At 61.0% G+C, this 12611-nt stretch carries 9 protein-coding genes; 6 read left to right on the top strand and 3 right to left on the bottom strand.

What is annotated here, in order from left to right:
- Window positions 1-13 precede the first annotated feature (13 nt).
- Window positions 14-1354, bottom strand: a complete 1341-nt coding sequence (locus U5G49_RS08525) for a DUF2778 domain-containing protein (protein WP_193443336.1) — start codon at window positions 1352-1354, stop codon at window positions 14-16.
- 206 nt (window positions 1355-1560) lie between these two features.
- Window positions 1561-3396, bottom strand: a complete 1836-nt coding sequence (locus U5G49_RS08530) for a PHA/PHB synthase family protein (RefSeq protein ID WP_246288810.1) — start codon at window positions 3394-3396, stop codon at window positions 1561-1563.
- Between the two features lie 149 nt (window positions 3397-3545).
- On the opposite strand from U5G49_RS08530, the gene U5G49_RS08535 reads away from it, so the two are divergent.
- The 5 genes from U5G49_RS08535 (at window position 3546) to recJ (ending at window position 9175) form a co-directional block, all read left to right on the top strand.
- Window positions 3546-3959, top strand: a complete 414-nt coding sequence (locus tag U5G49_RS08535; RefSeq protein ID WP_193443338.1) for a hypothetical protein — start codon at window positions 3546-3548, stop codon at window positions 3957-3959.
- A gap of 221 nt (window positions 3960-4180) precedes the next feature.
- On the top strand, window positions 4181-5398 hold the full coding sequence (locus tag U5G49_RS08540) for an LL-diaminopimelate aminotransferase (protein WP_018445590.1): 1218 nt from the start codon (window positions 4181-4183) through the stop codon (window positions 5396-5398).
- Window positions 5399-5459: 61 nt separating this feature from the next.
- On the top strand, window positions 5460-6785 hold the full coding sequence (locus tag U5G49_RS08545; RefSeq protein WP_193443341.1) for a homoserine dehydrogenase: 1326 nt from the start codon (window positions 5460-5462) through the stop codon (window positions 6783-6785).
- Between the two features lie 160 nt (window positions 6786-6945).
- Window positions 6946-7188: a hypothetical protein gene (locus U5G49_RS08550; protein WP_193443343.1), complete on the top strand. Its 243-nt coding sequence runs from the start codon at window positions 6946-6948 to the stop codon at window positions 7186-7188.
- A 184-nt stretch (window positions 7189-7372) separates the two neighbouring features.
- The gene (gene recJ, locus U5G49_RS08555; RefSeq protein WP_193443345.1) at window positions 7373-9175 is read left to right on the top strand and encodes a single-stranded-DNA-specific exonuclease RecJ; all 1803 of its coding nucleotides are present in this window, start codon (window positions 7373-7375) and stop codon (window positions 9173-9175) included.
- 24 nt (window positions 9176-9199) lie between these two features.
- Here the strand turns inward: recJ and U5G49_RS08560 are convergent, their stop codons facing one another.
- A complete protein-coding gene (locus U5G49_RS08560; protein ID WP_193443347.1) occupies window positions 9200-11179 on the bottom strand; it encodes a CgeB family protein in 1980 nt (659 codons plus the stop codon).
- A gap of 248 nt (window positions 11180-11427) precedes the next feature.
- Here U5G49_RS08560 and U5G49_RS08565 point away from each other — a divergent pair, with 248 nt between their 5' ends.
- The gene (locus tag U5G49_RS08565; protein WP_130716317.1) at window positions 11428-12537 is read left to right on the top strand and encodes a DegT/DnrJ/EryC1/StrS family aminotransferase; all 1110 of its coding nucleotides are present in this window, start codon (window positions 11428-11430) and stop codon (window positions 12535-12537) included.
- The last annotated feature ends 74 nt before the right edge of the window (window positions 12538-12611 follow it).

Here is a 12611-nt window from a genome sequence, read left to right on the forward strand (position 1 = left end):
CGCTCTTCAGTCCTCAGCTGCGTCGCGAAAACAGCGAAGCAAAGGTCGAAGACGGTTTGTTGTTCAGCCGCGGCACCACCACGAGCTGCTTGATGTCGCCGCGCTTGTAGGCGGCGAGGAAACGGCGGTAATCCTTGAAGGAGACACAGCCGTTGGAATCACCGTTCCTGCCGAGCATGTAGGTGTGAGCCAGCAGGCCGACACGATCATAGATGGCGTCCGAACCCTCGATTGGCGTCAGCCGCAGCGCCTCGACGCCATGGAAAAGGCTCTCGCGCATGGTCAGGACATAGGTGTGCGGCGGCGTCGGTCCGCGCATCTTCTTGTTCACGAAACGCGGGTTGTCACGCATCTTGCCGAGCCCGGAATGAGCCTCGAGCCGCTCGCCGTTCGGCAGATAGACGGTGCTGTTTTCGATATCGTAGATCGCCACGCCTGCGCGCAGCTTCGGCGAGAAGACCGGCTTGTCGTAGCGCGGCACTGCGTCGTCCTCGTCATCTTCGATCGGCGAGTTCGGCTGGGCATAGGCAAGCGCAGGCTCGCCAGAGCGCTGCGAACCCTTGGAAGCCAGTGCCGGTTTGCCGATGAGGCCATCAGGACGTGCCATCGGCAGCGGCACGGAACCTTCGTCCGGCGCCAGCACGAGATCGAAAGGTGGCGCGTCGTCTGCGGCGGCAACGACCACCGGTGCAGGTTCCGATGCGGGAATGGAGGCCGTTCTGACAGGAGGTGTGGTTGGCTCGACCGGAGCCGGCGCGATTTGCCGGGATCCGGCATCGGCAAGTGCAAGCAGGGCCGGGAGTTCGGCTGCGGCGACGGCCTCCTTCGAGGGAACGATGATCCGGTCGCCGTCGTCTTCCTCCGTCTCTGCCGAGGCGAGTTCGACCGGCGGCGGTGCGATCACATCGTCCTTTCGGAATTTGACGCTGTCGGAAATCGCGGCCACGACCGGCTGCTCGGCAGCCATGGCGAGCCGATTGTTTTTGGCGAGAACCGCGAGCGCCGTTGCAGCGGCGGCGGTCTTTTCGGCATGGGATTGAATGAGGCTCGCCGTCAGCGGTACCTTCGGCTTCGCATCGAAGGCAGCCAGCCGATCGGCCTTGCCGACATGGATCAGCCGCTCATGGTGCGGTGACGGAGCCACCTTCGGCGCAGTGCCGACCTGTACCAGGCGATCGGACGGAGAATAGGGAGCGGCTATCGAGTGCATCGTCGCGAAGGTCGCGATCAGCCATGTGGAGGTGAGAAATCCGGCGCCGACAACACCGTAAAGGAAACCGCGAGATCTGCGCCAACGGAAAGCAGATCCGCCAAGAAGGGTGACGTCATCGAACGTCCCGACCGCACACGCCATACTACACTCGTCTTTCAAACTCGCTACGCAGGCCGGCGGCACTGACTGACTAAACTTCGCCGGGGCCGGTACAGGCGCAAATGGGCCGAATTTAGACCACCCACGACGTCCGACTGTCTCGCAAGGATGACGAATTATGGTTTCTAATTTGTTTACGCGGCGTTGCAGTTTTTCACGGCGTCTCAAAAAGAGATGCGTTGGGCGTCTCAGGCGCGCTCCATCACATAACTTCCCGGCGCTTCCTCGATCGCGTTCAACGCATCGCCGCCGGGTTTGCGGGAAGGCACGCGTCTGCCGTCATGCGTCTCGATCCAGGCCTGCCAATGCGGCCACCATGATCCTGGAGTCTCCATCGCCTGGTCGAGCCAGGTCTCGTAGTCGCCCTTGGCAGGGCCGCCCGTCCAGAATTGATACTTCTTCCTGTCGGGCGGGTTGACGACGCCGGCGATATGTCCCGAGCCGGTCACGACAAATTCCACCTTGCCGCCGAAGAACCGGCTGCCGAGGAAGACGGACTTGGCAGGTGCGATGTGATCCTCGCGGGTGGCGAGATTATAGATCGGGATCTTCACGTCCTTCAGCGACACGGGCTTGCCATCGAGGATCATCTCGTTCTGCGTCAGCGCATTGTTGAGATAGCAATTGCGCAGATAGAAGGCATGGTTTGCCGCCGCCATGCGGGTCGAATCGGCGTTCCAGAACAAGAGGTCGAAGGGCAGGGGATCCTGGCCCTTGAGGTAGTTGTTGACGAAGTAAGGCCAGATCAGTTCCGAAGCGCGCAGCATGTTGAAGGCCATCGACATCTTCGTGCCGTCGAGATAGCCGGCCGCCTGCATATGCTCTTCGAGCGATTCAAGCTGCTCCTCGTCGACAAAGACCTTAAGGTCGCCGGCATGGGTGAAATCGACCTGGGTGGTGAAGAGTGTCGCGGTCTTGATGCGCTTGTTCTTCTCCTTGGCATGCAGCGCCAGTGTCGCGGCCAGCAGCGTGCCGCCGACGCAGTAGCCGACGGCGTTGACGTCCTTCTCGCCGGTCGCCTTCTCGATCGTTGCGAGCGCGAAATCGATGCCTTCGCGGGCATAGGCCGTCCAGTCCTTCTCGGCGTGGCGCGCATCCGGGTTGACCCAGGAAATGACGAAAACCGTCTGACCCTGGTCAACGCACCATTTGATGAAGGATTTTTGCGGGTTGAGGTCGAGAATATAGAACTTGTTGATCCAGGGCGGGCAGATCAGCAGCGGTCGCTTCAGCACGGTTTCGGTCGAAGCCTCGTACTGGATGATTTGGCAGATGTCGTTCTGGGCGATTACCTTGCCTGGCGTCAGCGCCATGTCGCGGCCGACGGCGAATTTCGTCATGTCGGTCTGGCGAAGACGAAGGTCGCCATGTCCGGCAGCGATATCCTCGGCCAGCATCTTCATCCCGCGCACCAGATTGGCGCCGCTGGTCGCGATCGTCTCGCGGTAGAGCTGCGGATTGGTGGCGATGAAGTTGGTCGGCGAAAGCGCTGCGGTGATCTGCTTCACGTAGAAGCCGGCCTTGTGCTTGGTGTGCTCGTCGAGGCCATCGGTCTCCGAGACCATCTTTTCCACCCAGTCGGTGGTGACGAAATAGACCTGGCGGAGAAAATCGAAGAATGGATTCTTCTGCCAGTCCTCGTCCGAGAAGCGCTTGTCCTTGCGGGTGTCCGGCTCGGGAGGCGTGGGATCGCCCTGCATTCGTTGCATCGAGCGCATCCAGATGCCGAAGAACGAGGACATCAGCTGCGTCTGTGCCTCGAAGGTGCGGCGCGGATCGGAAATCCAGTATTCGGTGACCTTGGAAAGCGTCTTGACCATGTCGGTCATCGGATCGACGGTGCTTTCGGTGATTTCGCCGCGTTCGCGCGGCGCAAGCCAGGCAGACGCTGCTTGTCCGAGATTTTCGAGCGCCCGGGCCAAATTCATCGCCATGGCCTCAGGATCCTTCAACAGATAGGGATCGAGATCGGTCGCGTCGAAGCCGGCCTTGCCGCCATTCTCCTGCTTGCTGTCGGTCACCATTTCCTCCGGCGGCAGCACCACTCTTTTTATCCGTTCGTTGTACATCGTGATTGAACGAGAAAACAAGTTCCACCCGCATCGGCTCATGCTATTGCTTTGTGGCTGCGACAAATTTAACAGTCGAAGCAGTCAGAACTGGATTTTGAGGCATGACGAAGAACGGCATTCGGCGCATCGCAACCTTCAACCGCACCGCACTGATCTGCGCCGCGGCGGCGATGGCCCTTGCCGGATGCAATCTGACGGCGGAACAAAAGGCCGCTGCCGCTGCCAAGCGAGCGGCGCCGACCGCCGTCGTCATGCCGACCACCAAGGGCGAGGCGGTCGAAGGCGGCCTTGCGAAGTCGCCGGACGGCTATCCGAATTTCGGTGCGCCGCTGACGGCCGCCAACGTCCAGATGAGCGATGAGCAGGCTGCCGAACTGCAGCATCAGCTGACTGCACTTGCCGCTCGGCGTAAGGCCGGCACAATCTCGGAAGCCGAATATCAGGCCAAGGTCGCCGAAATGCGGCGTCTCGCCGCCGAGCACGGCACTGATACGCTCTCCGAAATCTCCAAATAGACCTTGCCTTTCAGGCAATTTGGACGCAAAGCCTTCCGGATGGATCGGAAGATATAATTTTCCCGATAAAGCGCGTTACGCGGCCTTTCCGTCAAAGATTTGCCGCGTCGCTTGGGTCTGATGAATACGGCGTTGCGATTCTGAAGTTCGTGTCGCAGCCGCCGGGAGACGGAACGAACTTCGACAGCGGCCCGAAATGCCGCCTTTCCATGGGGAATGAGATGGAAGAGTTTCACAAAGTCCGGCGTTTGCCGCCTTATGTTTTCGAACAGGTCAACCGTTTGAAAGCAAGCGCGCGAGCGGGCGGCGCCGATATCATCGATCTCGGCATGGGAAACCCCGACCTTCCCACTCCCCAGTCGATCGTCGACAAGCTGTGCGAGGTCGTGCAGGATCCGCGCACGCACCGTTATTCCTCTTCCAAGGGCATTCCGGGCCTGCGCCGCGCTCAGGCCGCTTATTATGCCCGACGTTTCGGCGTGAAGCTCAACCCGGATACGCAGGTGGTCGCCACCTTGGGCTCCAAGGAAGGCTTCGCCAACATGGCGCAGGCAATCACCGCGCCTGGCGACGTGATCCTCTGCCCGAACCCCACCTATCCGATCCACGCCTTCGGCTTCCTGATGGCGGGCGGCGTGATCCGTTCCATGTCGGTGGAGCCGGATGCGAGCTTCTTCGAGCCGCTCGAACGCGCGGTCCGGCATTCGATTCCGAAGCCCTTAGCGTTGATCCTCAACTACCCCTCGAACCCGACAGCCTTTGTCGCGACGCTCGATTTCTACAAGGACGTCATCGCCTTTGCGAAAAAGCATGACATCATCGTGCTCTCCGACCTTGCCTATTCGGAAATCTACTTCGACGGCGCTCCGCCGCCGTCGGTTCTCGAAGTGCCGGGCGCAATGGACGTGACTGTCGAGTTCACCTCAATGTCGAAGACCTTCTCCATGCCCGGCTGGCGCATGGGCTTTGCCGTCGGCAACGAGCGGCTGATCGCGGCGCTTACCCGCGTCAAGTCCTATCTCGACTACGGCGCCTTCACGCCGATCCAGGTGGCGGCGACGCACGCGCTGAACGGCGACGGCTCCGACATTGCGGAAGTCCGCAACGTCTATAAGCGCCGTCGCGACGTCATGGTCGAAAGCTTCGGCAAGGCCGGGTTCGACGTGCCGCCGCCGGCCGCCACCATGTTCGCCTGGGCGAAGATCCCGGAAAAGTTCCGTCACCTCGGTTCGCTGGAATTCTCCAAGCTGCTGGTCGAGAAGGCCGACGTCGCCGTTGCCCCGGGCATCGGCTTCGGCGAAATGGGCGACGACTACGTCCGTCTGGCACTTGTCGAGAACGAACACCGCATCCGCCAGGCTGCACGCAACATCAAGAAGTTCATGTCGACGGCTGACGAGACAATGCACAACGTCATTTCGCTGAACGCACACCGCTAATCCAACCGTTGGGCAGCCGCGTCAAGCGGCTGCCGCCACACAGACATTTCAGGATCGATCCATGGCAGATGCCCTCAAAATCGGCATTGCGGGCTTGGGCACCGTTGGCGCCTCGCTTGTCCGCATCATTCAGCAGAAAAGCAACGAGCTTGCCGTCACCTGCGGACGTCCGATCACCATCACGGCGGTCTCCGCGCGTGACAGGACAAGGGACCGCGGCATCGATCTTTCCACTGTTGCCTGGTTCGACCGGCCGGAAGAGCTTGCCGAAAAGGGCGATATCGACGTCTTCGTCGAGCTGATGGGCGGCGCCGAAGGAGCTGCCAACATCTCTGTACGCGCCGCACTCCAACGTGGTCTCCATGTGGTGACAGCCAACAAGGCGCTGCTTGCCTATCACGGCGTCGAGCTTGCGACGATCGCCGAGGAGAAGGGGTCGCTGCTGAACTTCGAGGCGGCGGTGGCCGGCGGCATCCCGGTCATCAAGGCGCTGCGCGAGTCGCTGACGGGCAATGCCGTCTCGCGCATCTATGGCATCATGAACGGCACCTGCAATTACATCCTGACCAAGATGGAGAAAGAGGGGCTTTCCTTTGCCGAATGCCTCAAGGAAGCGCAGCGGCTGGGTTATGCCGAGGCTGATCCGGCCTTCGATATCGAGGGCAATGATACGGCCCATAAGCTTTCCATCCTGACGACGCTCGCCTTCGGCAATCAGATCGCAGCCGACGACATCTATCTCGAAGGCATCACCAACATTTCGATCGAGGATATCCACGCCGCTGCCGAGCTCGGTTATCGCATCAAGCTGCTGGGCGTTGCCCAGCGCACCGATACCGGCATCGAGCAGCGCGTCCATCCCACCATGGTGCCGGTCGATTCGGTCATCGCCCAGGTCGACGGCGTCACCAATGCGGTGGCGATCGAATCCGACGTGCTCGGCGAACTGCTGATGGTCGGCCCCGGCGCCGGCGGCAATGCCACGGCCTCGTCGGTGCTCGGCGATATCGCCGATATCGCCAAGAGCCAGCCGGGTGCCCAGCGCGTGCCGGTGCTCGGCCATCCGGCAACGACGCTTGAGCCCTACCGCAAGGCGCAGATGCAGAGCCACGAGGGCGGCTACTTCATCCGGCTGACCGTGCTCGACCGCACCGGCGTCTTTGCCAGCGTCGCAACCCGCATGGCGGAAAACAACATCTCGCTGGAATCGATCGTTCAGCGCTCCAAACAACATCTGGCGCCATCGCACCACCAGACGATCATTCTCGTCACCCACGCAACGATGGAAGAATCGGTGCGCAGGGCGGTCGCCTCGATCAAGTCGGAAGGTTATCTCTTCGGCGAGCCGCAGGTCATTCGCATCGAACGGCCGAAAGAGGAAGGCTGAGCCTTTTTCCCGTCCCGGAGGACCGTTAAGCCGCCCTGTCTCTGCAGGGCGATTTTTCTGTCATTTGTTCAACCTTCCCTAGCGGAAGTCTATATTAACAGATACCGAAATATTGATATAACTAAACCTAAGATGGTGAGTCGTCTGGGTGGAGAATTTCATGAGCAAGGACAGCCACGCCGGGAAAGGGTATGGCTACCCGAGCGACGTGCCGCCGAACCATCCTGATAAGCCTGAGGAAATCCCCAAGCCGGCCTACAGTGAAATTCCTCAGGAGGTCTCTGAGGAGGCTGATGGCGAAGAAAACACGGAAGGCCGCAACTGGGCCATTCTGCTGACGCTATTTTCCGTCATGCTGGTGCAACTGGCCGGCATCGCCCTGATCGTCTGGGCGGTATTCTGAACCGTGTCGCGAACTTCAGATTCGCTCGCGCTTTACGGGCTTAATTTCTACGCATGTCGTTATCGCAAAACCGCTGCACGCTTTTGCGCGACATGCTTTGGTAAAAACCCGTGTCTGCAAATCCATCGCTATGTTATCTCCGCTGCTCCTGTAGAAAGAGCAGATGAAGTCAGCGGAGTGTGGCATGGCAGATCGCGTCGATCCGGTACAGCGCGCGTTTCTCGGTGTGGAGAAATCCGCGCTCGACAATCGCTGGGTGGCGCGGCTCGACCAGGCAGGGCAGAACCGCGCACTGGCCATGTCGCAGATCCATGGATTGCCGGATCTGATCGCCCGGGTGCTGGCCGGGCGCGGCGTGACGGTAGACGAGGCGATCGAATTCCTCGATCCGACGATCCGCAGCCTGATGCCCGATCCTCATAAGCTGACCGATTGCGAAAAGGCGGCGATCCGCCTGGTGAGTGCCATCGAGCGCGGCGAGAGCGTCGCGATCTTCGGCGACTACGATGTCGACGGCGCGGCCTCCTCGGCGCTGATGTACCGTTTTCTCAGCCATTTCGGCGTCAGGGCGACCATCTATATTCCCGATCGCGTCTTCGAAGGATACGGCCCCAATCCGGCGGCGATCAATCAGTTGATCGACAATGGCGCCCAGATGATCATCACCGTCGATTGCGGCTCCACCAGTCACGAGGCGCTGGCCGCCGCTGCTGCGCGCAATATCGATGTCGTCGTCATCGATCACCACCAGGTGACACATGAGCTGCCGCCCTGTCATGCCCTCGTCAACCCGAACCGTGAGGACGATCTCTCGGGGCAGGGGCATCTCTGCGCGGCCGGCGTTGTCTTCATGGTCCTGGTCGCAACGCTTAGGCTGCTGCGCGCGGCCGGCAACAAGCGGATCCTGGCGATCGACCTGCTGCAATGGCTGGATATCGTCGCACTTGCGACGGTCTGCGATGTCGTGCCGCTGAAGGGCCTCAACCGCGCTTATGTGGTGAAGGGGCTGGTCGCCGCCCGGCACCAGAGCAATGCCGGGCTTGCCGCACTCTTCCGTAAGGCGGGGCTTGCAGGCCCGGTGACACCCTATCATTTCGGCTTCCTGATCGGCCCGCGCATCAATGCCGGCGGGCGGATCGGCGATGCAGCACTCGGAAGCCGCCTGCTGACGCTCGACGACGCCGGCGAGGCAGAGGTGATCGCGCAGCGCCTCGACGAGCTCAACCGCGAACGCCAGGCGATGGAGGCCGTCATGCTGCAGGAGGCGGAGGCCGAGGCGCTCGCCGAATATGGCGACGGCGAGGGCGCTTCCGTCATCGTCACCGCCCATGAGAAATGGCATCCCGGCATCGTCGGCCTGATCGCGGCACGGCTGAAGGAGAAGTTCAAACGGCCCGCCTTCGCAATCGCCTTCGATCCCTCCGGCCGCGGCACCGGCTCGGGCCGCTCCATCAACGGCTTCGATATGGGCAGGATGGTGCGAGCTGCGGTCGACGAGGGGATCCTCGTCAAGGGCGGCGGCCACGCCATGGCCGCCGGGCTGACGGTCGAGCGCGCCAATCTCGGCAGGCTGAGGACCTTCTTCACGGAGAAGGCCACAAAGACCGTGGCCAGCCTTGTCGCCAACGAGACACTGAAGATCGACGGCGCGATCGGTGCAAGCGGCGCCACGCTCGAACTCATCGACCGCTTGGAGGCCGCTGGCCCCTATGGCTCCGGCCACGCCCAGCCGCTCTTTGCCGTGCCGGCGCATCGGGTGCGCGACGCGCGCCTGGTCGGCGAGAAACACGTGAAGGTGACGCTGGAGGCAATGGACGGATCGCGGCTCGATGGCATCGCCTTCCGCGCCGCCGATACGGCGCTCGGCAATCTTCTCATCAATTCACGCGGCGCCAGCCTTCATGTCGCGGGTTCGCTCAGTGCCGAGCATTATCAGGGTGCGCGCCGCATCCAACTGCGCGTCTGCGACGCAGCTCCGGCGCGGTAATCTGCCAGTCGGAAGAGAGTCTCGTCAGGTACAACCGGCGGTCATGACGCTCATCAGCATGGCCGCTTGCGATCGGCTCTCCATGGCCGCAAAGCCCTTCGCGGCGATGGAATCACGCTCGGCGGTATCTGCGATCAACTTGTGGCAGCGCTCGATCATCTTGTCATAGGGCTCGACCGCCAGGCCGCCGCTGAAGGGCTGGAGATCCGGGTCGCGGATATCGCCTTCGGTCAGCACGCAGACGCGATTGGCGAGCAGATAGGAAATGCGCACGATCTCGAAGACGCCGCTCGCATAATGATGAATGTTGATGACGATCTTGGAACGGGCAATCGCCGCGTCGCGTTCCGCGCCATAGATGTTGAAGAGATGCGCGACCTTAAGCCCGCCTTGCTCCAGCGTCTTCAGGATATGGTGGCGGCGTTCGTTCATCGAGCCGTAGAAGAGCACGTCGATATCCTTGACGGGGGCGTGTTTTATCTGGCTGAGGCAGCGGCTATAGCCGATTTCGAGCACGCCAGCATGATCAATGCCCTTGGCGGCGAGATTTTCCCGGTTGCGCGGGCTGTAGTCGAGAACCGGAAGCGACTTCAGGATCGAGGTGTAGCGCGAATTGATCCATATGCTTTCTTCGGACACCTGCTCAAGATTGATGACGACGCTGTCCTTCGGCAGATGGCTGACGATTTCGGCGGGGAGAAGGTTGCCGCCGTAGATGATCGGCGCACGACCGGCGAACGCGTTCATGTCGCGGACGATCGGTGCCGAGCCGCCGAGTTCCTCGAAGGCGCCCTGGAGGCCGAGCGCGACTTCGTCGAAGGCGTGGCTATGATTGTAGTTGGCGGGCGTCACGATCCAGATGCAATGACGGTCCTTGTGTGCCTGCCATCCGCCGGTAAAGGGCTGCAACGGGTTGCGGCGCGGCTGCTCGATCTTCGGCGCGGCTGGTATAGCGGGCCTTTCCGTCCGTACCGGCTGCTGCGGCACGGGAGAGGCGCCTGAAGCCTGCGGAGCATAGGCGCGCATCAATTCGCGGCGGCCGATGAATTGGCCGCGCGGCATCCAGGCGGGCGGATCATCAGCGCCCCAGATCAGATGCGGCTGCTTGATGAGCGGCTGGCGGCCTTCCTGCCACGAGGTCAGGAGAGCCTGGTCACGGCTCTGCAGAAAGGCTTCCTTGGCTGCGAAGAGACCATGCAGCATACGGCCGAGGCGGACACCGAACTTCCATTCGAAATCGGCAACGGTCGGTACGAAGGCGGCGATCTTCATTCCGGAGGCGGCAGCCTGCTGGACATAGAGCCCGAGCAGACGCTCGATCACGAAGGGGCGCATCTTCGCGTTGGCATCGCGTGAATAGTGAGCCACACCGGCATAGGCGGTCCCCGCCGGCGAGCCGGCGAGCGCTTCGCTTTCCAGCGATTCGAGAATGCGTTCGCAAAAAGCGAAATACCCGGACCAGAATTTCCGGTTGCCGCAGAAATAGTTGCAGAACATGAAGGCCGTCTTGTCCTGCGGCGGCGCGATCGGATGACCGAGCGCCTGGATATGCAGGAAGATCGGGTCCATGCCGGGATGACCCCCAAGCAGCGAATGTTCCCAAACGTTGCTGTAGATCGCCGCGTGGCCGATCAGCGGATTGTAAAGATAGGCGTCCGCACCTTCCGCCCTGGCCTTTTCCGCCTCCGTGACAAAGGACGGGAAGCTCGTCACCGACTTCATCTCGAATTTGCTGGAGAGCAGCCCCCAGAACACGTCGTCGCCGAGGCCGATCGCCTCGTGATGCTGATGCAGGATGAGGAAGAGCTCATATTCGCGGGTCGTAGCCTGCGTATTGAACGAAATGTCGAGCGGCACGGCAGCCGCATCCAGCTGGCTGCGCTGGGAAGGATCGAGATAAGGCTGATAGACAATGACGGACCCCGTGCTGGCAGCTTTCTCCGTGAGAAGTGCCAGATCAGGAAGACCGGACGGCAGAGCGGCAATGGGCTGATTGATCGTCAAGGAATCGTCCTTCGTGCATGGCCGCCGTCTCCATGATTCACGAAACGGCATTCGGGCTGGTTTGGGTGCCGACTATTGGACGTGAAGCTTGCGCCACACTGTTGGCAGGAATTTAGCTAGAACAGGATGTCGTCCGAAAACCGCTCACACTTTTCGGCATCATGTTCTGGTCAGCCTGGGAACAGGTTAGGCCGTGATGTTCGTACCAGGCCCATTGCGCGATAATGCCCAACCTCCTGGACGGCGTCATGAAAAACGAAAAGATCTATGTAACGAAGCCCAGCCTGCCGCCGCTCGAAGAATTCATTCCGTCGCTGGAAGCGATCTGGAACAATCGCGTCCTGACCAATGGCGGGCCATTCCACCAGCAGCTGGAGCAGGAGCTCTGCAACCATCTCGGCGTGAAGCACATCAGCCTCTTTTCCAACGCCACGGTCGCGCTGCTGACGGCGCTTCAGGCGCTCCGCGTCACGGGCGAAGTCATCACCACGCCTTATTCCTTCGTCGCCACTTCGCATTCACTTCTCTGGAACGGCTTAAAGCCCGTCTTCGTCGACATCGATCCGGTGACGCTCAATGTCGATCCAGCGAAGATCGAGGCGGCGATCACGCAGCAGACGACGGCGATCATGCCGGTGCATTGCTACGGCCACCCCTGCGACGTCGATGCTATCCAGAAGATCGCCGATCTCTACAATCTGAAGGTCATCTATGACGCCGCCCATTCCTTCGGCGTGGAAGACGAGCGGGGAAGCATTCTCAATCACGGCGACCTTTCCATCCTGAGCTTCCATGCGACGAAGGTTTTCAACACATTCGAAGGCGGGGCCATCATCTGCCCGGATGTCAAGACGAAGACCCGCATCGACCAGCTGAAGAACTTCGGTTACGTCGACGAAGTGACCGTGGTGGCGCCAGGCACGAACGGCAAGATGAGCGAGTTCAACGCTGCGCTCGGCCTGTTGCAGCTGAAATACATCAAGCTCGCGCTCGAAAGGCGTGGTTTGATCGACGGTGCATACCGTGAGCGGCTCCGCGGCGTGGCCGGCATAGAATGCCTGGACCGTTCCGGCGAGACCGTCTCCAACTTCTCTTATTTCCCGATCCTCGTACGCCCTGACTATCCCATTTCACGCGATGGGCTCTATGAACGGCTGAAGGAAAACAGCATTCATCCGCGCCGCTATTTCTATCCGCTGATTTCAAGCTTCTCGATGTACCGCAGCCTGCCTTCCTCGCAGCCCTCGAACCTGCCGGTCGCAACCGAGGCCGCACAACAGGTGCTCTGCCTTCCCATCTATCCGGACATGGAGATGGAGATCGTCGACAAGGTCTGCGCGCTGATCGAGTCGGCTTAAAAACACGGTATTCCGAAAGTCATCTCGCACCGCTAGGCCGACCGGGCCTAAAATCATCCTGTTCTAGCCGCCTC

The organism is Rhizobium indigoferae, from assembly GCF_034554815.1.
Classification (GTDB): domain Bacteria; phylum Pseudomonadota; class Alphaproteobacteria; order Rhizobiales; family Rhizobiaceae; genus Rhizobium; species Rhizobium leguminosarum.

Bases quoted from the DNA above. Each gene is read 5' to 3' on its own strand.
- U5G49_RS08535 (WP_193443338.1), top strand. From the start codon at position 3,546: ATGACGAAGAACGGCATTCGGCGCATCGCAACCTTCAACCGCACCGCA.
- recJ (WP_193443345.1), top strand. From the start codon at position 7,373: ATGGCAGATCGCGTCGATCCGGTACAGCGCGCGTTTCTCGGTGTGGAG.
- U5G49_RS08550 (WP_193443343.1), top strand. From the start codon at position 6,946: ATGAGCAAGGACAGCCACGCCGGGAAAGGGTATGGCTACCCGAGCGAC.
- U5G49_RS08565 (WP_130716317.1), top strand. From the start codon at position 11,428: ATGAAAAACGAAAAGATCTATGTAACGAAGCCCAGCCTGCCGCCGCTC.
- U5G49_RS08530 (WP_246288810.1), bottom strand. From the start codon at position 3,396: ATGGTGACCGACAGCAAGCAGGAGAATGGCGGCAAGGCCGGCTTCGAC.
- U5G49_RS08545 (WP_193443341.1), top strand. From the start codon at position 5,460: ATGGCAGATGCCCTCAAAATCGGCATTGCGGGCTTGGGCACCGTTGGC.
- U5G49_RS08540 (WP_018445590.1), top strand. From the start codon at position 4,181: ATGGAAGAGTTTCACAAAGTCCGGCGTTTGCCGCCTTATGTTTTCGAA.
- U5G49_RS08525 (WP_193443336.1), bottom strand. From the start codon at position 1,354: ATGGCGTGTGCGGTCGGGACGTTCGATGACGTCACCCTTCTTGGCGGA.